We start from the raw sequence: 26,099 nt of genomic DNA, 5'->3' as shown, positions 1-26,099 counted from the left end.
CACTCCGCCCGGCCAGGTCCATCGAGCTTTTCTTAAGCGCCGCCACAGCTCTGCTTCACACCGGTTCCCACGGGTCCCACCGCGTGCACCCGCGTTCACCCGGTCCAACCGCGTGGCCGCGCCCGCCTGGTCCGGCTTCCCGCACACCACGGTGGGCCGTGCCACCCTGGACCGCAACCCGCACGAGGCCGGCCGACTGACGTGGAGCTGCTGATGACCACAGCACAGGACCTGATGATCGTCGCGATCGACATGGCGGCGGCCCGACCCGTCGGGCAGGGCGATCTGTCGCTCGCCCTCGCGGGCGCCGAGGTGCTCGACCTGGTCGGGGCCGGGGTGCTCGCCCTGGACGGCGGCCTCCTCGTGCCCGGCCCGCCGTCGGCGCCGTCCGATCCCCTCCTTCAGGAGGCCGCCTCGGCGCTGCTGCGCGAGCCGCCGTACGAGTCGGTCGAGGACTGGCTGTGGCGTCGCGGGCGTGGTCTGGCCGCGGCCTACACGGCCCGGCTGGAGGCGGACGGCGTGCTCGGCCGGCCGCGTCGCCTGATCGGCGCGCGGACCGCGCCCGTGGATTCGCCGGCCCGCAGCGGCGCCACCGCACGCTGGACGTCGCGGGAACCGGTGCTCGCCGGGCTGGCGGCCGCCGTCGGTCTGCGCGAGGAACCGGCCGGCGGCCTCCCGGACGCCCTCGGCGAAACGGTCGTGACGGTGGTGGCGACGGTCGCCGACGCGGTGACGGAACTCGAGGCCGTCCGGCAGCGGCGGTCCATCGAGAAGGCGGCGTTCGACAACGTGTGGCGGGCTCCCTGACAGGTGCTCAGGGCGGGGCCCAGAGGACGCCCGGGGCGCTCAGGGCGGGGGGTCGCCGGCGTCGCGCCGCTGCAGCCGTCCGACGAGGTCGGCGGCCGTGGCCTTGATGGTCTCCAGTCCGGCCTTGCCCCAGGGCCGGGGCGCGAGGGCGGCGACGCACACCGTGCCCAGCACCATCCCGGTGGTGTCGATGAGCGGGGCGCCGAGATAGGAGCGGATGCCGTACTCGTCGACCACCGGGTTGCCCGCGAAGCGCGGGTAGTCGCCGACGTCCTCCAGGACCAGCGCCTTGCGCCGGACGACGACGTGCGGGCAGTAGCCGTACTCGCGGGGCAGTCGGCGGCCCACCTCCGGCTTGCCGCCGCGAGCGGCCCGACCGCCCTGCGGGGTGTGCAGCCCGGCGAAGAACTGCCGTTCCCCGTCGAGGAAGTTGACCATGGCGTACGGCGCTCCGGTCACTTCGGCGAGGCGGTCCGCGAAGGCGTCCAGGGCGGGTTCGGGCTGTTCCCCGAGGCCGAGTCGGCGCAGCCTGCGGGCACGGGCGGGAGCCTCTCTGTCCTCCGGGGTGAGCAGCAGACGACCGACCGGACGCGGTGGGTCGTAGCTCATGGCCGGGCTCCGTCACTGTGGACGAACGTCATATGCGGCTCCGGGGCGTTGTGTGCGGGCGTCACATGTGTGCGCCGCGGCTCGGCTGGGGTGCGGCCGGCGCGTGGGCGATGAGGTGTTTGACGAGGGTGAGCAGGGTCTGGACGCCCGAGGCGGAGATCCGCGCGTCGCAGCGCACCACGGGGATCTCCGGGTCCAGGTCGATGGCGGCCCGCACCTCCTCGGGGTCGTAGCGGTGGGAGCCGTCGAACTCGTTGACGGCGACGATGAAGGCGAGTCCGCGTTCCTCGAAGAAGTCGACGGCCGCGAAACACTCCTCGAGGCGCCGGGTGTCGGCGAGGATGACCGCGCCGAGGGCGCCCTCGGACAACTCGTCCCACATGAACCAGAACCGCTCCTGTCCGGGCGTCCCGAACAGGTACAGCACATGCTGCGGGTCGAGGCTGATCCGGCCGAAGTCCATGGCGACGGTCGTCTCGACCTTGTTCTCGATGCCGTCGAGGTTGTCGGTCGCGGCGCTGACGGTGGTGAGCAGTTCCTCCGTGCTCAGCGGCGCGATCTCGCTCACGGCGCCCACGAAGGTCGTCTTGCCGACGCCGAAGCCGCCCGCGACCAGGATCTTCAGTGCGGTGGGGAAGGGGTCCGAGCCGCCGCCGTCGTGCGCTCCGTGGCGGCGGTGCGCACCGTACGCCTCGTACGCGTCGTCGTGCTCAGAGCTGTCGTCGTAGTCCATCGAGCACTGCCTCCAGAAGGGCCCGGTCGGTGGGGATGTGGTGGTACTCGGGGGGTTTGGTGGTCAGCGCCCCGCAGTCGAGGAGGTCGGACAGAAGCACCTTGGTGACCGCCGCCGGCAGCTTCAGATGGGCCGCGATCTCGGCGACCGACACGGGCGCACGGGTCAGGTCGAGCGCCAGTGCGTGTTCGGGTCCGAGGTAGCCGAGGGGGGTCGCCCCGGTGGCCATCACCTGCGACATGAGGTCGAGGGCGACGCTGGGCCTGGTACGGCCGCCGCTGACCGTGAAAGGGCGCACCAGCCGTCCGGCCGCGTCGTCGAGCCAGGGCCCGTCGCCGGCCGCCGCCACCCTCAAGGTCCCATCACCGACGGTTCGACGGCGTGCTGCCGGGGCGCGGTCGTCAGATACGGCCGGACGCTCTTCACCAGCATCGCCATCTCGTAGCCGAGCACGGCGGCGTCGGCCTCCCGTCCGGCGAGCACCGCGAGGCACGTGCCGGAGCCGGCGGTGGTGACGAACAGCAGCGTCGAGTCGAGTTCGACGACGACCTGCCGGACGTCGCCGCCGTCGGCGAACCGGACGCCGGCGCTGCGGCCGAGGGAGTACAGGCCGGACGCCAGCGCCGCCATGTGGTCGGCGCTGTCGGCATCGAGGCCGTGGACCGACTTCACCAGTCCGTCGCAGGAGAGCAGCACCGCGCTCATGGTGTGCGGCACACGCTGCACAAGGCCGCTCATCAGCCAGTCGAGGTCGGATACATGGCCGGTCGGCGCATCGCTCGCCATGGTGGATCGACTCCTTGGGGTACGAAGGTCTGCGGGAGCGCTGAGGGTGGGGGTGAGAGTGCGGGTGGGGGTGCTCGCAGGGCTCATCCGGCTGGTGCGCTCCCGTCGTGCCGGGTGGTGGATCGGTCGGGTTCGGGCAGGTCCAGCCCGTCGCGCGCGCCGTACGCCTCGGGGGGCGCGGCGGTGTGCGCGGGGCGCGCCTCGGATATCCCGGGCCGGTGCGCCGGCAGTGCGTCGATGGCGAACGGCGCGGGCGGCAGGAGCGGGAGCGGGACGCCCCGCGCGGCTGCGGCCGTCGCGTCACCGCCGTGACCGGCGTCGTCCGGATGCCCGCCGCGCCCCCGCGCCGACGCGTGGAGCGATCCGGTGTCCCACGGCCGCTCGGTCGGTGACGGCTCGGGCTGGACGGCCGACTGCGATGCGTACGGCTCGGGGCGGAATGCCGGCCGCGATCCGTACGGCTCGGGGCGCGCGGTGGGCTGCGATCCGTGCAGCTCAGGGTGCGCATGCGGCTCCGACCCGTACGGCTCGGGGCGGGTGGCGGGCTGCGATCCGTACGGTTCGGGGCAGGTGGCCGGCTGCGAGGTTTCCGCCAGTAGGGAGGAGTCCGGCAGCAGCTTCGGGGACGGCTCCGCCGCGTCCGCCTCGAGGCTCTGCTGAGCCTCCGCGAGGCCGACGCCCCGTTGGAAGGCGGCCATCAGACCGGGGTCGTGACCGGCGGACGGTTCGACGTCCGGGCGGGGGGCCGGCCCGCCGCGCAACTGGGGGACGATGTGCTCCTGGGCGCGGCGGCGGGGCAGGTGGGGTTTGCCCATGGTGCCGCGCACCGTGCCGACGCGCGGGGTGGGCGCGATGCCCTCGTGCTCCTCGACGACGGGGCGGTCGCCGCTCCGGATGCCGGGCACGGCCTCGGCCGGGTTGGGTCGCGCCGCCCGGGCGCCGCGGACGGGGAGCGGGGCGGGCCGGTCGCCGTCGCCCCGCGGAGCGCCGGTCTCGGGCGTCTGCGGGGCGTGACCGGTGCGCCCGGCCGCGGAGGCTCCCTGCGGTGACCGGAGGCCCGCACTCCCCCCGGGCTCGGGCGTGTTCGGGGCCTGCGACGACGCGATCGGCCCCGGCGGCCGCCCCGTTCCGGACGAGACCCGGACCTCCCCCGGCATTCCGCCGCCCGAGGAGCCGACGGACGCGGCGTCCTGCGTCTGCGGGTACGCCTGCGCCGGCGAGGGCTCGGTCCGGTTGCGCGCCGCAGCCGTCACGTGCGCAGGGGCGTTGACGGGGGCGACAGCGGGGGTGGGGGCGAACGACCTGCCCGCGCCCCGCGTGTCCCGTGCCGTCGTCCCATCGGCGCCGGCGACGAGTCGCGGCCCGGTACGGCCGGGTCGGGCCGGCGAGACCGCGGGCAGCGGCGGCGGGGCCGCGGCCGTCGTACGCGGCGTCGCCGCCGGGGTGACGACGGGTGCCGTGGCGGGCGCGAGCGGCCGTCCCGCGCCGTCGGTGGCCGGGCCCGGTGACGCCGCCGCGAGGACGCCCTGGGCGGAGCCGAGCAGGGCCTGCGGCACGACGAGGACGGCCTGGACGCCGCCGTAGATGTTGCTCTGCAGGCGGACCCGGATGCCGTGCCGCCGGGCCAGTTGGGAGACGACGAACAGTCCGATGCGCCCGTCGGCCAGCAGCCGTCCGACGTTGACCTGGTCGGGGTCGGCGAGCAGGGCGTTCATCCGGCTCTGTTCCTCGACCGGCAGGCCGAGCCCGCGGTCCTCGACCTCGACGGCCAGCCCGGAGGTGACCAGGTTCGCCCGCAGCAGCACCTGGGTGTGCGGCGCGGAGAACACCGTGGCGTTCTCGACGAGTTCGGCGAGCAGGTGGATCACGTCGGCCACGGCGTGGCCGCGCAGTTCGCCGTCGATGGGCGGGACGAGTTTCACGCGGGCGTACTGCTCGACCTCGGCGATGGCGGAGCGCAGCACCTCGGTCATGGGGACCGGGTTGCTCCATTGCCGGCGCGACACCGCCCCGCCGAGGACGGCGAGGTTCTCGGCGTGCCGGCGGATGCGGGTGGCGAGGTGGTCGACGTGGAAGAGGCCCTTGAGGAGATCGGGGTCCTCGATCTCGTTCTCCAGCTCGTCGAGGATCGAGATTTCACGGTGTACCAGGGATTGCAGACGCCGTGCGAGGTTGACGAACACCTCCAGCTTCTGTTCGCTGCCGGCCTGGCTCGACAGCTGTGCGGCCTGCACGACGGCGCCGACGGCCCCGTCGTGGGCGCGTGCCAGGTCGGCCGCGAGCAGTTCGAAGTCGTCCGCGCCGGCGGGCGGTCCGCCGCGCGAGGTGCGTTGCGGGGGGACCTCGCCGCGGCGCAGTGCCTCGATGACGGCGCGCAGGTCGGCCTCGTCGCGTGCGCTGCGGCGGCGCAGGACGGCAAGGCGGTCGCTGACGGAGCGGGCCGCGCGGTCGGCGGCCACCGCCGCGATCACGATGCCGACGCCGGTCACCGCGGCGGCGCCGACCAGGACCGCCCACAGGGTCGGGCCGGGGCGCATGCCGCTGGAGCGCACCGTGAACAGGACCACCGCGCAGGCGCTCAGCGCCACCGCGGTCGGGGGGAGCACGGCGAGCCGCACCAACTGGGGCCGTATGTGTGTCTCGGCCGGCGCCGGTGCGATGCGGGCCACGGGCCGCCCGTGCCGCCCGCCCTCACGGCGGTCTGCTCGTGCGGCGGGTGCGCGGAGGTGAGACATCGGTGTCCTCGTACTGGTCCGTCGAGCCGGGTCGTCGGTCGGGAGAGCCGGGAAACACGGCCCGGTGTCGCCCGACGACCACTCACAGTAGTCGGCAACCCATCATGTGCGGTGGGCAGTTGACAAAGTCCACCGGCGAGCGTCCCGCTCTGGTATGAGGGGTCGTACGACAGACCGATAAGCCTGCGCGTCCCACGAAGCAGCACCAAAAGAATTCGATCAGACCTGTTCAGAGGCGATCCGAAAACGACCGAGCGGGCCGAGGAGCCTTTCGCCCCCGACCCGCACGTTCGTACGCCGCAGTGCTCCGGTCAGCCCGCCGGAACCGCCTCCGGCGCCTCTCCGCCCTCAGCGGCACCCGTCTGGACGTCACTCTCGGTATCGGCGTTGGCCTTGGGTGTCGGGTCGTAGAGCGGGCGCCATCCCCCTGCGGGGGCGACGGCCGCACCGCGCCACCACGGCTCCTGCGGAACGGTCTCGGCCGTGGGCTCGAAGGGCTCCCCCGGGCGGGGCACCGCGACCCGCGCACCCGCGGCCAGGCCGGCGGCCAGCGTGCCCTCCCCCGGCTCGGCCCACGCGTGCGTGGCGAGGTTGAAGGTGGCCCAGTGAATCGGCATCATCACCCCGCCGGCGCCGCCCTGAAGGTCGAGGTGGGCCCGCATGCCCTCGTCGGGCGTCATGTGGATGTCCGGCCAGAAGTCGGAGTACGCCCCGATCTGGATCATCGTCGCGTCGAACGGGCCGTGCGCGGCGCCGATGTCGCGGAAACCGTCGAAGTAACCGGTGTCCCCGCTGTGGAAGATCCGGTGCTCCGCGCCCGCCACCACCCACGAGGCCCACAGGGTGTGCTGGGTGTTGCGCAGGCCGCGGCCGCAGAAGTGGCGGGCCGGGGTGGCCGTCAGGGTCAGCCCGCCGACCTCGGTCGCCTCGTGCCAGTCCAGCTCGCGCAGCCGGCCGGCGGACACGCCCCAGTGCTCGAGATGGGCGCCGACGCCGAGCGGCACCGCGAACAGGGTGTCCGTGCCGGCCAGCGCCTTGATCGTGGGCAGGTCCAGGTGGTCGTAGTGGTCGTGCGAGATGACGACGACGTCGACCGGGCCGAGCGCGGCCAGCGGAAGCGGGACCGGGTGCAGCCGCTTGGGCCCCGCGAAGGCGAACGGGGAGCAGCGCTCGCCCCAGACGGGGTCGAACAGCACCCGCTGCCCGTCGATCTCGGCGAGCACGCTGGAGTGCCCCAGCCACGTCACCCTGAGGCCGGTCACCGGCGGCTTGGCGAGGTCGGCGAGGGTGGTGGCGTGCACCGGCACGGTGCCCGCGGGAGCCCGCCGGGGGCGCTGCTCCTTGTCGAAGAAGACCTTGGCGAAGTCCAGCATCGAGCCCGACGGGCGGGTGCGCGCCGGGCCGCCGGGGTTCTGGAAGACGCCGTCCTGGTAGTGCGGCGATCTGCGGATGCGCGCCAGGCGCTCACCGCTCGGATCCGCGCCGAAGGCCTCGGGCTGCAGACCGCGGAGCCCGGAGCTCAGGGAACGGAAACCGGACACGGTACCTCCAGGTGGAGTCGCTGAGGCATTCCATTATGGTCGCCTCGCCCGACAACGCGTTGACAGCCCTCGCCGCACGTCCCGATACTGACCCACTGTTCAGTAACGCCCCGGTCCTGGAGTCCGTGTGTCCGACGCCCCTCTGTTGTCCCTGACCTGGACGGACGACGTCACCGGCCGTCGGGGCTTCCTGGTCGTCGACCGTCTCGTGCGCGGCGTGTGCAGCGGCGGACTGCGGATGCGGGAGGGCTGCACCCTGGCGGAGGTGACCGGTCTGGCCCGCGGCATGAGCCTGAAGGAGGCGCTGCACTACGATCCCGGGGCGGCGTACGTCCCGCTGGGCGGGGCCAAGGGCGGCATCGACTGCGACCCACGGGATCCGCGGGCGTACGGGATGCTGGTGCGCTACCTGCGGGCGATGCGTCCGTACGTGGAGAGCTGCTGGACCACCGGCGAGGACCTGGGCCTGACCCAGGACCTGGTGGACCGGGCCGCCGCCGAGGCGGGTCTCGTCTCGTCCGTGCAGGCCGTCTACCCGTTGCTGGACGACGCGCGGGCGGCCCGCGCGCGCCTCGCGGACGCCTTCGCGGTCGAGGTGGACGGCATCGGCCTCGACGAGCTGGTAGGCGGCTGCGGAGTGGCCGAGTCCGTGCTGACGGCCCTGGACCGGGCCGGCGTGCCGTACGCCGGGACCCGGGTGGCGCTCCAGGGGCTCGGCACCATGGGCGGCGCCACCGCGCGCTTCCTCACGCGCGCGGGGCTGACGGTGGTGGCCGTCGCCGACGTCCGGGGCACGATCGCCCACCCCGACGGGCTCGACGTCGAGGCGCTGCTGGCCGCGCGGGACGGCCACGGCACGGTCGACCGGTCCGCGCTGCGACCCGGCGACCGTGAACTGCCGGGCGACGCCTGGCTGTCGGCGGAGGCCGAAGTGCTGGTGCCGGCCGCCGTGTCGTACGCGATCGGCGTGCGGGAGCAGGAGCACATCACCGCCCGCTGGATCGCCGAGGCGGCCAACATGCCGGTCCTTCCGGAGGCGGAGGCGCTGCTGAACGCGCGCGGGGTGAGCGTGCTGCCGGACGTCGTCGTCAACTCCGGGACGAACGCCTGGTGGTGGTGGACGCTCTTCGGCGACGTCGGCGCGGACGCACAGGAGGCCTTCGAGTACACGCGCCGCTCGATGCGCGGCCTGACGGAGCGGGTGCTGAATCGCGCGGAGGGCGACGGGACGACCCCGCGGGCGGCCGCGCACGCGCTCGCGAAGGAGCGGCTGCGGGCCGTCACGGAGCGGTTCGGCGACGGCGGATGACGGCGTCGGGGCAGCTCACAGCCCCTGTGTAGGGTGACGGGCGTGGCGAGGGTCCGGTTGAGCGTGGCCGAGCGGCGGGAGGAACTGCTGCGGGCGGCCATCGAGCAGATCGAGGTGCGGGGCGTGGCGGCGGTCAGGATCGCCGACGTGGCCGCGGCCCTCGGGGTGAGCAACGCGCTGGTGCTGTACCACTTCTCGACGAAGGAGCGGCTGGTCGCCGACGCGTTCGCCCACGCGGCTCAGGACGACCTGGCACATCTGCGCAAGCTGGTCGGCCGCCGCACCACGGCGTTGCGCCGGCTGCGGTCGGTGGTGCGCTGGTACGCGCCCACCGGCCAGGCCAAGGGCTGGCGGCTGTGGATCGAGGGCTGGGCGGTGTCACTGCGCGAGCCGGCGCTGCGGGAGGTCGCCCGCCACCTCGACCGGGAGTGGAAGGCCGCGCTCGCCGGAGTGATCGCGGAGGGCGTCGCCGCGGGTGAGTTCCGGTGCCCCGATCCGGCCGCCACGGCCCTGCGTCTGACGGCCCTGCTCGACGGGCTCGCCGTGCAACTGACGTCCTACTCGGGCGCGGTGTCCCGGGCCCGTGCGCAGGAGTGGGTGAACGAGGCGCTGGCCCGCGAACTCGGGCTGCCCGTCGGCACCTCCGCCCCTTCCGGCCCTTCCGGCCCTTCCGCCCCTTCCGGCCCTTCCGGCCCTTCCGGCCCTTCCGGCCCTTCCGGCACACAGGGACCCTGACCGGGATCCTGCCCGCCAGCACCGATGGGAAGCCGGGTCCGGAAGCCAGAAGTCGGCCGGGACCGGACGACCCGCGAGCGCCGCAGTCCGTCAGCCCCCGCTGCCGCAGGCGCACGGAACCCCGGACGGCGAAGGCGGCCAGGACGGCCGGCCTCGCAGACGGGCCGTACGGCCTGAGCGGTGCTCAGTCCAGGGCGTAGACCGCAGTCACGGTCGCCGTCGCCCGGATCTCGCCGGGCGCCGCGGGTACGGCGGCCATGCCGGCGCCGGGCGTGTCACCTGCCGAGGGGACGGGGCGCGGTGTGGTGGACGCGTCCTCGCTGAGCGAGATCAACCGGCCCAGCTCACGGCCGCTGAGGCGGGCGTACTGCTCGGCCTTGGCCCGGGCGTCGGCGTGCGCGGCCTCCCGCGCGCGGGCCCGCAGCGGGGCCGGGTCGGAGACGTCGAAGACCACGAAGCCGATGCGGGCCGCGTCGCCCGCGGCGTCCGTGACCGCCTGCAGGACCTTGCCGGTCCTCGACACCTGGCGCACTTTGACGGTGAAGGACTGCGCGGCCTGGTAGCCCGTCAGTCGGGAGGCGCCGCCCGTGGAGTCGTAGACGGGGTGGAGGGACACGCTCTCGGTGTGGACGTCCCGGTCGGCGACGCCCTCGGCGCGCACCGCGGCGAGCAGCGCGGCGGCCGCACCGCTCTGGGCGTCCATCGCGGCCTGCGAGGTCTTGGCGGTGGCCTCGACGCCGGCGCCGACGACCGCGAGGTCGGGCTCCGCGCTCGCGCTGCCCTCGCCGGTCACCGTCACGGTGGAGGCGTCGGCCGCCAAGGCGCCGGCCGCGGTCGCGGGCTGGGCGGGCAGCGCCGCCGCCGTGGGCGCGGTGAGCGCCGGGCCGCCGAGGGCGAGCAGGGCGACGAGCGCCGCGGTGACGGACGTACGGGAAAGGGACATACGGGACCGGTCCTCGAGGTGTCGGCCGCTCACGGTGCGGGCGCGGGCACGGACGGTGCGGGTGCGGTCATCCCAGCACCGGCCCAGGGTCCCGCCCCGACGCCACTCCCGTGCGATCACCTCACTGGTGGAGCGGCCGGCCGTACGACGCCGACGGCCGGCCGTTCCCTCAGGTGCGGGCCGTGACCCGGGACCCCGCTACGCGACGGCCGCGATGCGCATCCTGATGTCGTCCGGCGAGAGCGCGCCCTTGGCGATCACATGATCGCCGGAGGACTCCCCGCGCAATCGGCGCCCGATCCAGGGCACCAGGTACTCGCGCGCCCAGTGCACGTCGTCGCGCCGTACGTCGAGGGCGCCGCGCGGCGGGAGCAGCGGCCAGGGCTGCTCCGGATCGGCCGGCACGTCGAGGCCGAGGACCTGCCCGGCGCGCAGGGCCACCCGCGTGTGCCCCTCCGGGGAGAGGTGGAGCCGGTCGCCGTCCCAGGCCCTGCGGTCCTGCACGGACTTCAGGGACCACAGGTCGAGCACGGGACAGCCGTACCGGTCGGCGACGGCGCGGACGTGCCCGTTGTAGGTGGCGATCTTGCCGCGCAGGTGTTTCAGCACGGGGACGCCACGGGTGTCGAAGCCGGTGGTCACCATGACCGTGCCGGCGACGGCGGTCAGGGAGGAGATCGCGCGCTCGAAACGCTCGGCGACCTCGTCCGGGTCGGTGCCGGGACGGAGGATGTCGTTGCCGCCCGCGCAGAAGGAGACCAGGTCCGGGGCGAGTTCCACCGCCCTGGGGAGCTGGTCCTCCATGATCTGGTCGAGCAGCTTGCCGCGGACCGCGAGGTTGGCGTAGGCGAAGTCGCCTTCGGGCCGCAGGTCCGCGAGAAGCACCGCGAACCGGTCGGCCCAGCCGACGAACGCCCCGTCGGGGCCGGGGTCGCCGACGCCTTCGGTGAAGCTGTCCCCCACCGCCACGTACGACCCGATCACTGATCTGTTGTCACTCTTCGAATCGTCTGCCACGGCAGATCATGATTCACCTTCGAATGTGACCTACGCGACCGTAGGCAGGGCTTGACGGTCGGTGAGAAAAGCCACTCCTAAAGAATTTGCCAATCAGGGAATAAGGGACCACACGCGGAAGTCGTTGATGCGGAAGTGGCTCCAGGTGGTGCGGAAGGCGAAGTGGCCGCTCGTGTAGGGCTCCGGGTCGGTGTGGTCGAAGACCAGCCGGCCGTTGTTCCACCAGCGCACGACCGAGCCGTCGGAGACGATCCGCACGTGGTGCGGCCGGTTCGCGACGAGCAGCGGCTCGGTGTAGTCGTACAGCAGCGGGCGCACGCCCGGCTCGCCCACGTAACGGCGCATCCTGGTCGTGGTGTTGCCGTTGGCGCCGTAGCCCACGTAGTACGTCTTGAGATGGTCGTACTCGGCGAGGGCGCCGCCGCGCGCGGTGGCGAAGAGATCGTCCGGGGAGCGGACGTCGACGGCGTTCCAGAAGTTGTTGAGATCGGAGACGCGGTCGTTGGGCCCGCCGGCGGAGACGGGCGTGGCGACGTACTCGAGGACGTACGGCCCGTCGAGCCGCCGCGTGAACCAGACGGTCGCGCCGGCGGGCACGTCGATCTCGAGGCTTCCGCAGGAGGCGGTGACCGTACCGCCCCGCTCCCGCTCGACGGCCCATCGGCCGAGGCCGTGCCGGAAGTCGTCGTGGGCGATCAGCCGACGGCGGCGGGGTGCGGCGCTCGCCGTCGTCGATGGGGCGAGGGCGGCCAGGGCGGCGGAGGCGGCGAGTGTGCCGAATGCTCTGCGCGTCGTCGTCACGGGATGCGGCTCCTTCGGTGGGACCGGGGCGGCGGGCGGCCTCCGTGCGCGGCGGACCCCGCGCCGACGCCCGGTCGGCGTCCCCTCGGGTCCGAGGCCGACGCCGAAAGCGCTTGCCGTCTGACCGGACCACTGTGTCCGTATCGGCGTCGCCTGTCGACGGTGCGACCGGACACGCCACACGACCGCAATCGAACGATCATGAACGAGCGGAGTCGGCGGAGTCAGCGGGGGTCCGCGGGGCCCTTGGAGTCCGCGGGGTCCGCGGGGTCCGCGGGGTCCGCGGCGCACCCACACCGGACACGCCGAAGGCCGGCCCCGGATCGTGCGATCGGGACCGGCCTTCGGCTGCGTGTCAGGCGCGGGGTCGTCGGAGGGGGTCAGCCGACGGAGACGCCGTGGGAGCGGAGGTAGGCGATCGGGTCGACGTCCGAGCCGTAGTCCGGCGTGGTGCGGATCTCGAAGTGCAGGTGCGGTCCGGTCACGTTGCCCGTCGCGCCGGAGAGCCCGACCTGCTGGCCCGCGCCGACGGTCTGGCCGGCCGAGACGGAGAGCTGGGACAGGTGGGCGTACTGGGCGTAGTAGCCGTCGTTCAGCTTGATGACGACCTGGTTGCCGTAGGCGCCGCCCCATCCCGCGGAGACGACGGTGCCCTCGGCGACGGCCTTCAGCGAGGTGCCGGTCGGGACGACGAAGTCGACGCCGGTGTGGTAGCCGCTGGACCACATGCTGCCCGACTGGTGGTACGGGGTGCCGACGGTGGCGCCGGACACGGGCAGGGTGAACCCGGCCGCGCTCTCGACGGCCTGGGTGGCCGCCTTCGCGGAGGACCCGGAGGACGACGACTCCGACGACTTCGACGCCTTCGACGCCTTCGAGGACTTCGAGGACTTCGAGGACTTCGAGGAAGAGTCCGCCGAGGACGAACCGGCGGACGGGCCGGACGACTTGGCGGCGCCGGTCGCGGCCTTCCCGCCGATCGACAGCTTGAGGCCGGGGTGGATCAGCGAGGGGTCGGCGCCGACGGCCTCACGGTTGTCCCGGTACAGCCTGTGCCAGCCGCCGCTGACGTGCTGCTCGGTCGCGATCTTCGAGAGGTAGTCGCCGGAGCGCACGGTGTAGGTCGTGGCGGCGGTCTTCCGGGTCACCGGAGCGGCCTGCGCGGACTTGTGCGAAACCGTCTGCGCGACGGTCTGGGAGACCGCCTGGGACGCGGACTCCGGAGTGGCCGCGTGAGCGCCGGAGGCGGCCATGAGCGGAAGGGCGAGCGCGGCCCCGCCGGTTCCGGCGGCGGCTATGGAACGGGTGAAACGCTGGGCCTTGGGACGGCGGTGCTTACCCTTCGCGGGCATGACGAATTCCTCTCCGGCGCCTGCGAGGTGAGCTGTCGGGTGCGGACTGGAGATGTCCGGCCACGTCGGGACGCGGCTTTACCCCGAGCCTGTTCCGGGACCGGAACAGGCGGTGATGCCTGTGGGTCCCCCGCTCCTGCCGTGCACGGGTGAGTGTGCGGATTCCGGGCGGCGGCAGGATTAGGCGTCCGTCCGGATTGGTGTGGAACGTAAGCGACCAAGACGCACAGGAACAAGCAGAGGTTGCACGGTGATGGCGTTTGTCTTGATCCGCCGCGGGAATTCCCGGTCACGCTCCGTGAGCCCAAAAGGCCCTATCGGGTCAAGCGCCCCGGAAATCCGCATGAATTACGTGAGCATGACGGGCGACGTACGGTCACGGATATGACGCTGCTCACGTGACGCTTCTCCACCTTTTCCTATTCCAGGGCGAGTTGGAACGAAGATTCCAATTCGGACAGAACCCTCAGATACGACGCAGTCGGATAACCGTCGCATCGAGGTCGCCCCGCAGTCCGGTGCGCATCCCGTGATGCAGGAGTACCGCACCTCGGTGGATTTCACCTGTTTCACGGCATTCGTACGACGCCGTCGGGTCGAGTCCGCGCAGCCGCAGCGCCGGAACGGGCTCGCCGAACCGCTGGGCCGGGAGCCAGGCGAGGACGACCGTCTCGTCGCCGAGCACGTACTGGACGGCGCTCAGGCCGCCCGCCGGCGGACGCAGCCGATACAGGTCGCCCTGCTGCACGAGGGTGCGGATGTCTTTGTAGCAGTCCACCCACCGGCGCGCCTCGGCGAGCTCCTCCTCGCTCCACTCGGCGAGGTCCCCGCCGACGCCGAGCACCCCGGCCATCGCGCTGACGAACCGGAAGCGCAGCGAGCTGACCCGCCCGTTGAGCTGCGTGTTGGGGCTGTCGGTGACCCACGCGGCCATGACCCGTGCGGGGTGGATCTGACTGAAGCCGTGCTGGATGTCGAGCCGGTCCAGCGGGTCGGTGTTGTCGGAGGTCCACACCTGGTCGGTGCGGCTCATGATTCCCAGGTCGACGCGCCCGCCGCCGCCCGAGCAGGACTCGAAGGCGACGCCCGGGTGGGCCGCCCGCAGCCGGTCCAGGAGGCCGTACAGGGCCCGTACGTGGTCGACCCACAGGCGTTGCGGATAGGGGTCGTCCGGCCAGCCGGCGTCCGTGAAGCAGCGGTTGAAGTCCCACTTGACGTAGTCGATCGGTGCGCTGGACAGCAGCCCGTCGAGCTGTTCCCAGAGGTACTCCTGGACGTCTTCACGCGCGAGGTTCAGCATGAGCTGATTGCGGAACTCCGTCCGCTTTCGTCCGGGTTGAAACTGCACCCAGTCCGGGTGCGCCCGGTAGAGGTCGCTGTCCGGGTTGACCATCTCGGGCTCGACCCAGATGCCGAACTGCATGCCGAGGGCGCGCACGTAGTCGGCGAGGGGCTTCAGCCCGTTCGGGAAGCGGTCCGGGTTGGGCTGCCAGTCACCGAGCCCGGCATGGTCGCCGGTGCGGGCCCCGAACCAGCCGTCGTCCACCACGAAGAGCTCGACGCCGATCGCCGCGGCGCGCCGGGCGAGGGTCGCCTGCTGCTCCTCGGAGATGTCGAAGTAGGTGGCCTCCCAGGAGTTGAACAGCACCGGCCGGTCCCGCTCGGCGTCCGGGACCACATGCGCCCGCTGGTAGGCGTGCCAGGCGCGGCTCGCCCCGCCGAAGCCGGCGTCGCTCCACAGGCCGGCGAAGACCGGCGTGGCGAAGGACTCGCCCGCCGTCAGACGCAGCAGGCCCGAGTCGTCGTACCCGGCGCCGCCGGTGATCTGCACACGCGCGTCGGGGAGCCGGGCGACGGCGATCCGCCAGGAGCCCGACCAGCCGAGGGCGCAGCCGTAGACCTCGCCGCGCTCCTCGGTGGCGTCGGTGTCGAGGGCGACCCAGGGCAGGTGCTGGTGGCCGGTGTGGCCGCGGCGGCTGCCGATGACCGTCTCGCCGTGGCCGAGCGGGGTGCGCGCGAGCCGCGACTCGGCGGCCCAGCGGCCGTGCAGCTGCGACAGCCGCCAGTCGTCCCGTTCGGGCAGGGTCCAGGTGGCCGAGTCCGCGCGGAGCAGCTCCAGCGGCTGCTCGCCCTCGTTGCGCAGGGTCGTCCACCGCTCGACGACGTCGCCGCGCATCCGGTAGTGCAGGGTGACGGCGAGGCCGGCGTCCCGGAAGCGCAGCCGCAGTTCGTCGCCGTCCCGCTCGTGCGCCTCGAAGGTCCATTCGGTGCCGCGGCGTTCGTCGGTGCGCACCGAGAGGGCGGGCCGGACGAACCGGGGGCCGCCCTCGACCGGGTACTCCTCGCGGCCGTCGAGCGGGGACTCGAAGGACGCGCCCCGCTCCGACCAGGGAAGCGCGGCCAGCGCCTCGGCGTCGGCGAGCGCGATGCGCGGGCCCCAGTGCAGATGGACCAGCTCGTGGGCCTCGGTCAGGTGGAGGGCATAACTGCTCGTGGGCCCGGACAGGACCCAGGTGCGGCCGGCGTCGGCGATCTCGGGCATCAAAAACCCCCACTGATACGAACAGGTGCGATCAAGCGTCAACATCATCGGACGCGGTCGGCCCGTCCGGCAACTTCCGGCGGACGACGCCCCACCTGGGCGGACGCCCGACCGGCCGGCCTGCGGACGACGCGTTGCCCCGACGACCCGTGTCGTATGGTCGAGGAGGTCCTGTCGGCCACCACGAGCCGCGCCGACGCGGACCGACTGGGAGGGAGCCCCCGTGACGCAGCAGATCCCGTCGACCGAGCCCGAGCTGGCCGGCGTGCGCAACTTCCGGGACGTGGGGGGTCTGCCGACCGTCGACGGCCGGCGCGTGCGCCACGGCGTGCTGTTCCGCAGCGGCCACCTCGCGCACGCGACCGACGAGGACGCGGCGTTCCTCGCCGGCCTGGGCCTGCACACCGTCTTCGACTTCCGCAACACCGCGGACCAGAAGCTGGAGGGCCCGGACGTCGAACTGCCGGGCGTGCGCAACGTGAACCTGCCCCTGTCGGACCCGGCGGACGGCGCCGAGTTCTGGAAGATGGTGCGGGACGGCGAGATCGACCAGCTGCGCGGCATCCTCGGCGACGGCAAGGCGGCCGGCCGGATGATCGCCTCCTACCGCAGGATCGTCACGGAGCGCACGGCGGAGCACTCACAGGTGCTGCACGCGCTCGCCGAGGACAGCGTGCCGGCGCTGATGCACTGCGCGGCGGGCAAGGACCGCGCGGGCCTGTCCGTCGCGGTGACGCTGCTCGCCGTGGGCGTGGAGCGCGAGGCGATCCTCGGCGACTACCTGGAGTCCAACGCCAAGCACCGCCGCTACAAGGTGCGCCGCAGCGCCACCTCGGCCGCCGCCTACTCCCCCGAGGTCATGGAACTGCTCGGCCCGCTCTTCGACGCCCGCGCGGAGTATCTCGAGGCGGCCTTCGAGACCGTGGAGCAGACCTGGGGCGGCGTCGACGCCTATCTGGAACGGGGCCTCGGCCTCTCCCCCGAGACCCGCGCCCGACTGCGCGAGCGGCTCCTGGACTGACGGCCGCGCTACTGCTTGGCGCCCACCTCGAACAGCAGCCAGAGGAACCCCGCGAAGAGATGTCCGACGGCGATGTAGATGATCAGCCGGATCCACAGGGTGCGGGGGAACTTCTCCTCGATGTCGCTCATGACGTCACTCCGGTCTCCGACGGGTTGGGGCCCAGGCACAGCGTGGCCGTGGGGCTCTGCAGCAGGGTGTGGACGAACAGGAGCTCGACCCCGTCGGCGTCCTGGGCGGCGATGCGGTGCGGGGTGAGCGAGTCGAAGTGCGCGCTGTCACCGGGCCCGAGCAGCTCCGTGGTGTCCGCGAGGCGCAGCCGCAGCCGCCCGCGCAGTACGTGCAGCCATTCCTCGCCGGGGTGCACCCGCACGATGTCGCCCTGCGCCCCGTACGGGACGTGGACCCGCAGGGCCTGCATCGCCCGCCCGGAGGCGCCGGTCTGCCAGTACGTCCACCCGCCCGCGCGGGTCGGCTCCATGGTGGCGGCGCGCACCACGGCGTCCCGGTCGGCGGCCGTCTCGCCGAGCAGCTCCGAGACCGTCGTACCGTAGACGCGGGCGAGAGCGAGCAGCATCGGCAGCGAGGGCTGCCGCTGCCCGGTCTCCAGCCGGGAGAGATGCGCGGGCGAGAGCCCGGCCGCCCGGGCGGCGGTCTCGAGGGTGAGGGCGGCCCGGCGGCGCAGGTCGCGCAGTTGCGGGGCGACGGCGGAGAGCGTCTCGGGCTGTTGAGCCGGGTGCTCGGACTCGGTTGAGCTCATGCCTTTATTGGACGCCCGTTTTGCCTCTGCGGCAAATCTCTTGCCTCAGAGGCAAAACGGGCGGCGCTGCCGCCGACGGCGTCAGCGGTCGGGGCGTCAGCGGTTGGCGACCGCCTGCTTGACCAGGGTCTTGCTGAAGTCCCACATCAGTCCGCCGCCGCTGTGCGCTTCGTCCATCACCGCGGTGAAGGCGTCGACGAACCGGTCCACCTCCCGCTCCCCGACGATCAGCGGCGGGATCAGCTTGATCACCTCCAGATGGTCGCCGGAGACCTGGGTGAGGATCCGGTGGCGTTGCAGCAGCGGCACGACCACCATCTGCGCGAAGAGTCCCTTGCGGGCCGCCTGGAGCATCGTCCAGCGGCCGCGCAGCTTCAGCGATCTGGGTTTTCCGAACTCGATGCCGATCATCAGACCCCGACCGCGGACGTCGGCCAGCAGCTCGTACGTGTCGACGAGGGCCGCCAGCCGGGTCCTGAGCAGGTCGCCGGTGGCCCGGGCGTTCGCCACGATCTGCTCGTTCTCCATGACGGACAGCACGGCGAGCCCGGCCGCCATGGCCTGCGCGTTGGAGCCGAAGCTCGCCGAGTGCACCAGCACCCGGTCCATCGAGGAGTAGACCTTCTTGAAGATCCGGTCTTTGCCGAGGGTGGCCCCGACCGGCACATAGCCGCCGGAGAGCGCCTTGGCCACGCACACGAGGTCCGGCTCGACGCCCTCCTCGTGCTGGTAGGCGTAGAAGTCGCCGGTCCGCCCGAGGCCCGTCTGCACCTCGTCCGCGATGAGCAGCGCCTTGTGCTTGTGCAGCAGTTCCTGGGCCGCACGCAGATAGCCGGGCGGCGCCTCGTGCACCCCCTTGCCCTGGATCGGCTCGACGATCAGGGCGGCGACGTCACCCTTCTTCAACTCCCGTGCCAGCGCGTCGAGATCGCCGAGGGGGACCGCCGTGTCGGGCAGCAGCGGGGCGAAGCCGTCCCGGAAGCCCGACTCGCCGTTCACCGACAGCGAGCCGGTGGTGAGCCCGTGGAAGGCGTGGTCGCAGTACAGGATCCTGGGCCGGCCGGTGGCGTACCGGGCGAACTTCAGCGCCGTCTCCACCGCTTCGGTGCCGCTGTTGCCGAAGAACGCCCGGTCCAGGTGGGGGCTGTGCGCGAGCAGCTTCTCGGCCAGCAGCCCCGGCAGCGGCTGGCAGTCGAAACGGGTGAGGTCGGCGAGCCCCGCGTCGAGGACGTCGTGCAGCGCCTTGCGGACGACGGGGTGGTGACGGCCGAGGCCCATCACCCCGAACCCGGCGAGCATGTCCAGGTAGTCGTGGCCCTCGGCGTCCCAGAAGTAGGCGCCCTCGCCCCGCTCGTAGACCTTGTCGAAGCCGAGGGTGTGCAGCATGCGCGGCAGCTGGTGATTGAGATACCTGCCGTGCAGCTCGTAGCGCTCGGCGCCGCGCTCGGCCAGCAGCGCGCCGAGGTCGAACTCCGTGGTCATTCGGGCTTCTCCTCGAGTGTGCCGGCGAGCGGACCGTCGGCGGACGTGACGCCCCGCACGGCCAGGCTCGCGCTGATCCGGCCGGCGATCTCGACGGGCGTGAGACCGACGTCGGCGAGCACCTCGCCGCGCTTGGCGTGCGCGAGGAACTGCTCCGGAATGCCGAACCGCCGGACGGGCACGTCGACCTCGGCGTCCCCGAGGGCCAGCGCCACCGCCGATCCGACGCCCGCCGCCCGGCTGTTGTCCTCCACGACCGCCACCAGCCGGTGCTCGGCGGCGAGACCGGGCAGGGCCCGGTCGACGGGTTTGACCCACCGCGGGTCGACGACCGTGCAGGCGACCCCCCGCGCCCGCAGCAGCTCGGCGGCCCGCAGGCACACCGGAGCCATCACGCCGACGGCCACCAGCAGCACCTCGGGCCGGTCGGCGCGGTGCAGGACGTCCATGCCGCCCACCGTGCCGACCGCCGGGATCTCGGGTCCGACCGACTCCTTGGGGAAGCGGATCACCGTCGGCGCGTCGTCCACCGCGACGGCCTCCCGCAGCTGGGCGCGGAGCTGGTCGGCGTCGCGCGGGGCGGCGATTCTCAGTCCGGGCACGACCTGGAGCACGGACAGGTCCCACATCCCGTTGTGGGACGCCCCGTCGACGCCGGTGACCCCGGCCCGGTCCAGGACGAACGTCACCCCGCAGCGGTGCAGCGCCACGTCCATCAGCAGCTGGTCGAAGGCGCGGTTGAGGAAGGTCGCGTAGACGGCAACGACGGGGTGCAGGCCGCCGGTCGCCAGGCCCGCCGCGCTCACCGTCGCGTGCTGCTCCGCTATGCCGACGTCCCAGACGCGGTCCGGGAAGCGTTCGGCGAACCTGCCGAGCCCCACCGGGTGCAGCATCGCCGCGGTGATCGCCACGACGTCGTCGCGCTCCTCACCGATCGACACCATCTCGTCGCCGAAGACGGACGTCCAGGACGGCCCGCCGGCGGGCGCGAGCGGGGCGCAGGTGAGCGGGTCCATCGCGCCCACGGTGTGGAAGTGGTCCTCCTCGTGGGCGAGGGCGGGTTCGTAGCCGCGGCCCTTCTCGGTCAGGCAGTGCACCAGCACCGGCCCGTGGAAGCGCTTCGCCCGCCGCAGCGCGGACTCGACGGCCTTGACGTCGTGCCCGTCGATCGGGCCGACGTACTTCAGACCGAGGTCCTCGAACATGCCCTGGGGGGCGAAGGCGTCCTTGAAGCCCTTCTTCGCGCCGTGCAGGGACTCGTAGACGGTGTGCCCGACCAGCGGGGTGCGCAGCAGGACGTCCTTCCCCCAGGCCAGCACCCTCTCGTAGCCGTCGGTCGTGCGCAGCGCCGCCAGGTGGTGGGCGAGGCCGCCGATGGTGGGCGCGTACGACCGCTCGTTGTCGTTGACGACGATGATCAGCGGACGGTCCCTGGCGGCCGCGATGTTGTTCAGCGCCTCCCAGGCCATGCCGCCGGTGAGCGCGCCGTCGCCGACGACCGCGACCACATGACCCTTCCCGCCCCGCACCTGGCGCGCCTTGGCGAGCCCGTCGGCCCAGCCCAGCGCGGTGGAGGCGTGACTGTTCTCGATGACGTCGTGGACGGACTCCTCGCGCGAGGGGTAGCCGGACAGGCCGCCCTTCCCGCGCAGCTTGGAGAAGTCCTGACGGCCCGTCAGAAGCTTGTGCACATAGCTCTGGTGGCCGGTGTCCCACAGGATGCGATCGTCCGGCGACTCGAACACCCGGTGCAGGGCGACGGTCAGTTCCACCACGCCCAGGTTGGGCCCCAGATGTCCACCGGTCCTGGCGACCGCGTGGATCAAAAACTCTCTTATCTCGTCCGCCAGTTCACCGAGTTCCGCCTCGGAAAGCGCCTTCAGGTCGCGTGGTTGCCGGATGGTCTCCAGGATCGTCACGTCGGTCCCCCTCTCGGTCCGTGCCCTGCCTCAACTCACCGTCACTGCCGGGGTCCCCGTGGCCACGGGGACCCCGGTCGCGGCCCCGTCCTGCTCCAACTGCTCGGCGATCCGCATGGCCTCCTCGATGAGGGTCTCCACGATCTTCGACTCGGGGACGGTCTTGATGACCTCGCCCTTCACGAAGATCTGGCCCTTGCCGTTGCCGGAGGCGACGCCGAGGTCGGCCTCGCGGGCCTCGCCGGGGCCGTTGACGACGCAGCCCATGACGGCGACGCGCAGCGGGACCTCCATGCCGGTGAGACCGGCCGTGACCTCTTCGGCGAGCTTGTAGACGTCGACCTGGGCGCGGCCGCAGGACGGGCAGGAGACGATCTCCAGACCGCGCTGCTTGAGGTTCAGGGACTCCAGGATCTGGTTGCCGACCTTGACCTCCTCCACCGGCGGCGCCGACAGGGAGACCCGGATGGTGTCGCCGATGCCCTCGCAGAGCAGCGCGCCGAAGGCGACCGCCGACTTGATCGTGCCCTGGAACGCCGGACCCGCCTCGGTGACGCCCAGGTGGAGCGGGTAGTCGCACTGCGCGGCGAGCTGCCGGTACGCCTCGATCATCACCACCGGGTCGTTGTGCTTGACCGAGATCTTGATGTCGCGGAAGTCGTGCTCCTCGAAGAGGGACGCCTCCCACAACGCCGACTCCACCAGCGCCTCAGGGGTCGCCCTGCCGTACTTCTGCAGCAGCCGGCGGTCCAGCGAACCGGCGTTGACACCGATACGGATCGGCGTGCCGTGCTCCTTGGCCGCCTTCGCGATCTCCCGCACCTTGTCGTCGAACTGCTTGATGTTGCCGGGGTTGACGCGGACCGCCGCGCAGCCCGCCTCGATCGCGGCGAAGACGTACTTCGGCTGGAAGTGGATGTCGGCGATGACCGGGATCTGCGACTTGCGGGCGATCGTCGACAGGGCGTCGGCGTCGTCCTGCGTCGGGCAGGCCACGCGGACGATCTGGCAGCCGGACGCGGTGAGCTCGGCGATCTGCTGGAGCGTGGCGCCGATGTCCGACGTGCGGGTCGTGGTCATCGACTGCACCGACACCGGCGCGTCTCCGCCCACCGCCACTGAGCCGACCTGGATCTGCCGGCTCCTGCGGCGCTCGGCCACCGGCCGGACCGGCATCCCGGGGACGCCGAGGTCGACGGCGGTCATCGCCTCACTCCCGGTTTCCGCTGACGGTCTCGCGCATCGCGCGCAGGGACTCCTTCAACGACCCCATGGTGGCGAGGACGGCGGTCGGCTCGTAGCCGCAGTGCGCCATGCAGTTGGCGCAGCGGGGGTCCTTGCCGCGGCCGTACTTGTCCCAGTCGGTCTCCTCGATGAGTTCGCGGTACGTGGGCACGTATCCGTCGCTCATCAGGTAGCAGGGGCGCTGCCAGCCGAACAGCGAGTAGTTCGGGATGGCCCACGCGGTGCACGGGAAGTCGACCTTGCCCTCGAGGAAGTCGAGGAACAGCGGCGAGTGGTTGAGCCGCCAGCGACGCCGGTTGCCGCCCGAGAACGCCTTCTTGAACAGTTCGCGGGTCTGCTCCACCCCCAGGAAGTGCTCCTGGTCGGGCGCCTTCTCGTAGGCGTAGGCGGGCGAGATCATCATCTCGTCGACCTTGAGGTCGTCGTTGAGGAAGTTGAGCACCTCGACGATGGTCTGCGGGGTGTCGGTGTTGAAGAAGGTCGAGTTGGTGGTCACCCGGAAACCGCGCCGCTTGGCCTCCTTGATGGCCGCCACGGCCTCGTCGAAGACGCCTTCCTTCGCCACCGACTCGTCGTGCCGCTCCCGCAGTCCGTCGATGTGCACGGCGAAGGCGAAGTAGGGCGAAGGCGTGAACTTCTCCATCTTCTTGCGCAGCAGCATGGCGTTGGTGCAGAGGAACACGTACTTCCTCTTCGCCACCAACTGCCGGACGATCTCGTCGATCTGAGGGTGCATCAGGGGCTCGCCGCCCGCGATGGACACCATCGGCGCGCCGGACTCCAGCACCGCGCCGACGGCCTGGGCGACCGGCATGCGCTGTTTGAGCACTCCCGCCGGGTGCTGGATCTTGCCGCAGCCCTCGCACTTGAGGTTGCAGGCGAAGAGGGGTTCCAGCTCGACGATGAGCGGGAACTTGTCCCGCTTGCGGAGCTTCTGTTCAGCCAGGTATGTAGCGACCTTGATGGACTGGCGCAGCGGCATGGCCATGTGGCTCACCTCCGGGGGAGCAGAACATTACGGTGCCATTCGAAAAAAGCAGGCAGGACGCAGCGAAGGACGCGGAAAGCCGATATTCCACCGCGCACCGTGCCGATCCGGACGAGTTCATGTTCAGGAGCGTCCACGACCACCCGTACGGCCGCAACCGGGCGCGGTTCGGCGCGCACGGCGCTCAGGAGGGTGGACGCCGACTCCATGTCGACCGCGATCGCGCCCGTCGCGCGCAGGTCGGCCCGCTCGGGTCCGCGTACCACGTGGTCGGAGCCGGTGAGCGGGCCGGTGTGCACGGTGCGGCCCGGCAGAATCCGCACGAGCTCCTTGACCAGCAGGTCGACGCCGACGCAGGGCACCCGGCCGCGCGGGTCCCGGGTCTCCTCGGCGACGACCAGGTCGCCGGGGTGCATGCCGGGGGCGAGACCGGCGCAGAAGCCGGTGGCCAGCACGGCCGCCCCGCCGAGCACCGGGCCGGCCAGCACCCGGGTGACGGAGCGTTCGGCCGCTCTGGGGCCCATTCCCGTCCGCAGGACGGTGACCGGCCCGTCGGCCCCGCTGCGGTCGCCCAGGCGCAGGGCGAGGTGCTCGATGCCGAGCGCGCAGGCGATCAGCAGCGGGGCCGGGACGGGCTGCGCGCTCATCAGCTCCCCTCGGCCTCGACGGACACCGCGTGCGGGGAGGGCTTCTTGCTGAACGGCTCTCCGTGCAGGTACCGGCCCAGTGCGGTCAGCGGGAAGACCTGCCGGTAGAGGTGGTAGTTGATCGAGAAGTCCCAGGGGAAGCCGGTGCCGGTGAAGTACGGCTCGTCCCAGGAGCCGTCCTCCCGCTGTGTCGCCGCCAGCCAGGCGACACCGCGTTCGACGGCCTGGGAGTCCCGCTCCCCCGCCGCCAGCAGCGCCATCAGGGCCCACGCGGTCTGCGAGGCCGTCGAGGCGCCCCGGCCGCTCCAGCGGACGGGGTCCCGGTAGGAGCGCAGGTCCTCGCCCCAGCCGCCGTCGTCGTTCTGCACCCGTTCCAGCCAGGCCACCGCCCGGCGGATCGCGGGATGCTGTGGGGACAGTCCGGCCGCGGTGAGGGCGGGTACCACCGACCCGGTGCCGTAGACGTAGTTGACGCCCCAACGTCCGAACCACGAGCCCTCCGGCTCCTGTTCGGCCAGCAGCCAGGTGATGCCGCGCCGGGTGCGCGGGTCGTGCGAGAGCCCCTCGACGGCCAGCATCTCGACCACGTGGGCGGTGACGTCGGCGGACGGCGGATCGATGACCTCGCCGAAGTCGCAGAACGGCAGCCGGTCGGGGAACGGGCTGGTGTTGTCGACGTCGAAGGCCCCCCACGCGCCGTTCTTCGACTGCATCCCGAGGTTCCACCGCACACCGCGCGCGATGGCGCGGTCCATCCGCTCCGGGTCGTGGTGTGCGACCCGGCGCAGGGCGAGCACCACCTCGGCGGTGTCGTCGATGTCCGGGTAGTTGTCGTTGTGGAACTCGAACGCCCAACCGCCGGGCGGCAGTTGAGGCCGTCGCACCGACCAGTCGCCGGGGCGCACGACCTGCTCGCCGAGCATCCAGTCGGCGGCCTTGACCAGTTGCGGATGGTCGGCGGGCACTCCCGCGTCGGCCAGCGCGATGGTCGCCAGGCAGGTGTCCCACACCGGTGACTGGCAGGCCTCGATCATCCGGGCGCCGTCCTCGCGCCACACCGCGTAACGGTCGAGCGACCGCAGCCCGGCCCGCATCACGGGGTGTCCGAGGTCGTAGCCGATCAGGTGCAGGGCGATGACCGAGTACACGGCGGGCGGCTGGATACCGCCCCAGCAGCCGTCGTTCTCCTGACGCTCGACGATCCACCGGGCGGCGGAGTTCAGAGCCGCCCTGCGCAACCTGCGCACCGCGACCCGCCGGTAACCGCGCACCACCTTGTCGAGCCGCTGGAAGAGGCCGTCCCAGCTGTTCACGGGGGCAAGCGGTCGGGGCGGGTTCGGGTTCGCCGGGTCGGTGTGCAGCTCGTCGAGCGGGAACGGCGCCGGGCGCACCGGGCGCTTCGCCGAGACGACGGTGAGCGGCACGATCGTCTGGCGGCCCCAGCAGCCGAAGTTGTAGATGCTCAGCGGAAACCATCTGGGGAAGAACAACAGCTCGGGCGGCAGTTCGGGCAGGTCCTCCCACTTCCACCAGCCGAACAGGGCCAGCCAGATCCGGGTGAAGACCCGGGCGGCCGCGATGCCCCCCTGGTCGCGGATCCAGGCGGAGGCCCGGGCCATGTGGGGCGCGTCGGGTTCGTCGCCGGCCAGCCGCAGGGCGACGTACGCCTCGACGGTGGCGGAGAGGTCGGGCGGGCCGCCGTAGAAGGTCGCCCAGGTGCCGTCCTCACGCTGCTCGCCACGGACGAAGAGCGCGGTGGCCCGGGTGGTGGCCTCGTCGCGGATGCCCAGGAACTGGCGGAGCAGCAGGTCCTCGGCGTCCATCGTGACGTTCGTCTCGAGGTCGCCCTTCCACCAGCCCTCGGCGTCCTGCCGGGCGAGCAGGAAGTCGGTGGCGCGTTGCGTGGCGCGGGCGGCGGCTTCTTGTACCCCGGCCGCCACGGGGACGGTGAGGGCGGTTTCGCTGGCCGCGGCAGCCCGGGGCGGCAGGGCCGCCCCGGTGCTTCCGTCGGTCGTCGCTGTCATGGCTTCCCCTTCGTGCAGTGTGCATGGCGTTGCGTCTGCTGTGGGTCCGCCGTCGGCCGGTGCTCTCTCTCCTCGCACACCGGCCGGCGACTACGCGAGGGCT

The 26,099-nt window shown here is 72.4% G+C and carries 23 protein-coding genes and 1 riboswitch; of the genes, 4 read left to right on the top strand and 19 right to left on the bottom strand.

What is annotated here, in order from left to right; all coding sequences use genetic code 11:
* Nucleotides 1-213 precede the first annotated feature (213 nt).
* Nucleotides 214-807 carry a GOLPH3/VPS74 family protein gene (locus QF032_RS34050; protein WP_307047791.1) on the top strand — a complete coding sequence of 198 codons (594 nt, stop codon included), beginning with the start codon at nucleotides 214-216 and terminating at the stop codon, nucleotides 805-807.
* Between the two features lie 39 nt (nucleotides 808-846).
* Here QF032_RS34050 and QF032_RS34045 read toward each other — a convergent pair whose 3' ends face one another.
* The 6 genes from QF032_RS34045 to QF032_RS34020 all read right to left on the bottom strand — a co-directional run bounded on the left by QF032_RS34045 (nucleotide 847) and on the right by QF032_RS34020 (nucleotide 7,211).
* Nucleotides 847-1,416, bottom strand: a complete 570-nt coding sequence (locus QF032_RS34045) for a GAF domain-containing protein (protein WP_306947241.1) — start codon at nucleotides 1,414-1,416, stop codon at nucleotides 847-849.
* Between the two features lie 61 nt (nucleotides 1,417-1,477).
* Entirely contained in the window at nucleotides 1,478-2,149 is a 672-nt protein-coding gene (locus tag QF032_RS34040) for a GTP-binding protein (RefSeq protein ID WP_306947243.1), read from the bottom strand.
* Entirely contained in the window at nucleotides 2,127-2,498 is a 372-nt protein-coding gene (locus QF032_RS34035; protein WP_107447072.1) for a DUF742 domain-containing protein, read from the bottom strand. Before QF032_RS34035 ends, QF032_RS34040 begins: the two co-directional genes overlap by 23 nt.
* Before the next feature lie 2 nt (nucleotides 2,499-2,500).
* Nucleotides 2,501-2,935, bottom strand: a complete 435-nt coding sequence (locus tag QF032_RS34030) for a roadblock/LC7 domain-containing protein (protein ID WP_107447071.1) — start codon at nucleotides 2,933-2,935, stop codon at nucleotides 2,501-2,503.
* A gap of 83 nt (nucleotides 2,936-3,018) precedes the next feature.
* Entirely contained in the window at nucleotides 3,019-5,670 is a 2,652-nt protein-coding gene (locus QF032_RS34025; RefSeq protein ID WP_307059071.1) for an ATP-binding protein, read from the bottom strand.
* A gap of 311 nt (nucleotides 5,671-5,981) precedes the next feature.
* Complete coding sequence (locus tag QF032_RS34020) at nucleotides 5,982-7,211, bottom strand: MBL fold metallo-hydrolase (RefSeq protein WP_307059069.1); 1,230 nt, start codon at nucleotides 7,209-7,211, stop codon at nucleotides 5,982-5,984.
* A gap of 127 nt (nucleotides 7,212-7,338) precedes the next feature.
* Here QF032_RS34020 and QF032_RS34015 point away from each other — a divergent pair, with 127 nt between their 5' ends.
* Together QF032_RS34015 and QF032_RS34010 are read left to right on the top strand one after the other, a co-directional pair.
* Nucleotides 7,339-8,520, top strand: coding sequence for a Glu/Leu/Phe/Val dehydrogenase dimerization domain-containing protein (locus QF032_RS34015; protein ID WP_307047785.1), 1,182 nt, complete (start codon nucleotides 7,339-7,341; stop codon nucleotides 8,518-8,520).
* Nucleotides 8,521-8,562: 42 nt separating this feature from the next.
* Entirely contained in the window at nucleotides 8,563-9,255 is a 693-nt protein-coding gene (locus QF032_RS34010; protein WP_307059067.1) for a TetR/AcrR family transcriptional regulator, read from the top strand.
* Between the two features lie 184 nt (nucleotides 9,256-9,439).
* Here the strand turns inward: QF032_RS34010 and QF032_RS34005 are convergent, their stop codons facing one another.
* From QF032_RS34005 to QF032_RS33985, 5 genes are all read right to left on the bottom strand, one after another.
* Entirely contained in the window at nucleotides 9,440-10,198 is a 759-nt protein-coding gene (locus QF032_RS34005) for an SIMPL domain-containing protein (protein WP_307059065.1), read from the bottom strand.
* A 198-nt stretch (nucleotides 10,199-10,396) separates the two neighbouring features.
* On the bottom strand, nucleotides 10,397-11,182 hold the full coding sequence (locus tag QF032_RS34000) for an SGNH/GDSL hydrolase family protein (RefSeq protein WP_307050440.1): 786 nt from the start codon (nucleotides 11,180-11,182) through the stop codon (nucleotides 10,397-10,399).
* Nucleotides 11,183-11,308: 126 nt separating this feature from the next.
* Nucleotides 11,309-12,016: a DUF6250 domain-containing protein gene (locus tag QF032_RS33995; protein WP_307059063.1), complete on the bottom strand. Its 708-nt coding sequence runs from the start codon at nucleotides 12,014-12,016 to the stop codon at nucleotides 11,309-11,311.
* A gap of 380 nt (nucleotides 12,017-12,396) precedes the next feature.
* Entirely contained in the window at nucleotides 12,397-13,368 is a 972-nt protein-coding gene (locus QF032_RS33990; RefSeq protein ID WP_307059061.1) for a M23 family metallopeptidase, read from the bottom strand.
* Nucleotides 13,369-13,372: 4 nt separating this feature from the next.
* Nucleotides 13,373-13,530, bottom strand: a riboswitch (cyclic di-AMP (ydaO/yuaA leader).
* Nucleotides 13,531-13,834: 304 nt separating this feature from the next.
* Nucleotides 13,835-15,910, bottom strand: coding sequence for an alpha-galactosidase (locus QF032_RS33985; RefSeq protein WP_307059059.1), 2,076 nt, complete (start codon nucleotides 15,908-15,910; stop codon nucleotides 13,835-13,837).
* Nucleotides 15,911-16,133: 223 nt separating this feature from the next.
* Between QF032_RS33985 and QF032_RS33980 the strand changes: the two genes are divergently transcribed.
* A complete protein-coding gene (locus QF032_RS33980) occupies nucleotides 16,134-16,931 on the top strand; it encodes a tyrosine-protein phosphatase (RefSeq protein WP_307047773.1) in 798 nt (265 codons plus the stop codon).
* A gap of 8 nt (nucleotides 16,932-16,939) precedes the next feature.
* Here the strand turns inward: QF032_RS33980 and QF032_RS33975 are convergent, their stop codons facing one another.
* The 8 genes from QF032_RS33975 to shc form a co-directional block, all read right to left on the bottom strand.
* Entirely contained in the window at nucleotides 16,940-17,062 is a 123-nt protein-coding gene (locus QF032_RS33975) for a DUF6126 family protein (protein ID WP_057583803.1), read from the bottom strand.
* Complete coding sequence (locus QF032_RS33970) at nucleotides 17,059-17,691, bottom strand: helix-turn-helix domain-containing protein (RefSeq protein ID WP_307059057.1); 633 nt, start codon at nucleotides 17,689-17,691, stop codon at nucleotides 17,059-17,061. The genes QF032_RS33975 and QF032_RS33970 overlap by 4 nt, the downstream gene beginning before the upstream one ends.
* Nucleotides 17,692-17,787: 96 nt before the next feature.
* On the bottom strand, nucleotides 17,788-19,173 hold the full coding sequence (locus QF032_RS33965; protein ID WP_307047769.1) for an aspartate aminotransferase family protein: 1,386 nt from the start codon (nucleotides 19,171-19,173) through the stop codon (nucleotides 17,788-17,790).
* On the bottom strand, nucleotides 19,170-21,092 hold the full coding sequence (gene dxs, locus QF032_RS33960) for a 1-deoxy-D-xylulose-5-phosphate synthase (protein WP_307059055.1): 1,923 nt from the start codon (nucleotides 21,090-21,092) through the stop codon (nucleotides 19,170-19,172). The genes QF032_RS33965 and dxs overlap by 4 nt, the downstream gene beginning before the upstream one ends.
* A 30-nt stretch (nucleotides 21,093-21,122) precedes the next feature.
* The gene (ispG, locus tag QF032_RS33955; protein ID WP_307059053.1) at nucleotides 21,123-22,298 is read right to left on the bottom strand and encodes a flavodoxin-dependent (E)-4-hydroxy-3-methylbut-2-enyl-diphosphate synthase; all 1,176 of its coding nucleotides are present in this window, start codon (nucleotides 22,296-22,298) and stop codon (nucleotides 21,123-21,125) included.
* Nucleotides 22,299-22,302: 4 nt separating this feature from the next.
* Entirely contained in the window at nucleotides 22,303-23,325 is a 1,023-nt protein-coding gene (gene hpnH / locus QF032_RS33950) for an adenosyl-hopene transferase HpnH (protein WP_306947275.1), read from the bottom strand.
* Between the two features lie 5 nt (nucleotides 23,326-23,330).
* Nucleotides 23,331-23,972, bottom strand: a complete 642-nt coding sequence (locus QF032_RS33945; protein ID WP_306947277.1) for a 5'-methylthioadenosine/S-adenosylhomocysteine nucleosidase family protein — start codon at nucleotides 23,970-23,972, stop codon at nucleotides 23,331-23,333.
* Nucleotides 23,972-25,996, bottom strand: coding sequence for a squalene--hopene cyclase (gene shc / locus QF032_RS33940; RefSeq protein ID WP_307059051.1), 2,025 nt, complete (start codon nucleotides 25,994-25,996; stop codon nucleotides 23,972-23,974). Before shc ends, QF032_RS33945 begins: the two co-directional genes overlap by 1 nt.
* Nucleotides 25,997-26,099 lie beyond the last annotated feature (103 nt).

The organism is Streptomyces achromogenes, assembly GCF_030816715.1.
Taxonomy (GTDB): Bacteria; Actinomycetota; Actinomycetes; order Streptomycetales; family Streptomycetaceae; genus Streptomyces; species Streptomyces achromogenes_A.
The sequence above is the reverse complement of the archived record's forward strand: the minus strand, read 5'-3'. Positions and strand labels throughout refer to the sequence as shown.

Excerpts from the sequence above, each read along its gene's own strand:
- ispG (WP_307059053.1), bottom strand. The coding sequence starts at position 22,298 with ATGACCGCCGTCGACCTCGGCGTCCCCGGGATGCCGGTCCGGCCGGTG.
- QF032_RS33975 (WP_057583803.1), bottom strand. The coding sequence starts at position 17,062 with ATGAGCGACATCGAGGAGAAGTTCCCCCGCACCCTGTGGATCCGGCTG.
- QF032_RS34045 (WP_306947241.1), bottom strand. The coding sequence starts at position 1,416 with ATGAGCTACGACCCACCGCGTCCGGTCGGTCGTCTGCTGCTCACCCCG.
- QF032_RS34040 (WP_306947243.1), bottom strand. The coding sequence starts at position 2,149 with ATGGACTACGACGACAGCTCTGAGCACGACGACGCGTACGAGGCGTAC.
- QF032_RS33965 (WP_307047769.1), bottom strand. The coding sequence starts at position 19,173 with ATGACCACGGAGTTCGACCTCGGCGCGCTGCTGGCCGAGCGCGGCGCC.
- QF032_RS34025 (WP_307059071.1), bottom strand. The coding sequence starts at position 5,670 with ATGTCTCACCTCCGCGCACCCGCCGCACGAGCAGACCGCCGTGAGGGC.
- QF032_RS33985 (WP_307059059.1), bottom strand. The coding sequence starts at position 15,910 with ATGCCCGAGATCGCCGACGCCGGCCGCACCTGGGTCCTGTCCGGGCCC.
- QF032_RS33945 (WP_306947277.1), bottom strand. The coding sequence starts at position 23,972 with ATGAGCGCGCAGCCCGTCCCGGCCCCGCTGCTGATCGCCTGCGCGCTC.
- QF032_RS34050 (WP_307047791.1), top strand. The coding sequence starts at position 214 with ATGACCACAGCACAGGACCTGATGATCGTCGCGATCGACATGGCGGCG.
- QF032_RS34005 (WP_307059065.1), bottom strand. The coding sequence starts at position 10,198 with ATGTCCCTTTCCCGTACGTCCGTCACCGCGGCGCTCGTCGCCCTGCTC.
- QF032_RS33990 (WP_307059061.1), bottom strand. The coding sequence starts at position 13,368 with ATGCCCGCGAAGGGTAAGCACCGCCGTCCCAAGGCCCAGCGTTTCACC.
- hpnH (WP_306947275.1), bottom strand. The coding sequence starts at position 23,325 with ATGGCCATGCCGCTGCGCCAGTCCATCAAGGTCGCTACATACCTGGCT.
- shc (WP_307059051.1), bottom strand. The coding sequence starts at position 25,996 with ATGACAGCGACGACCGACGGAAGCACCGGGGCGGCCCTGCCGCCCCGG.
- QF032_RS34030 (WP_107447071.1), bottom strand. The coding sequence starts at position 2,935 with ATGGCGAGCGATGCGCCGACCGGCCATGTATCCGACCTCGACTGGCTG.
- QF032_RS33970 (WP_307059057.1), bottom strand. The coding sequence starts at position 17,691 with ATGAGCTCAACCGAGTCCGAGCACCCGGCTCAACAGCCCGAGACGCTC.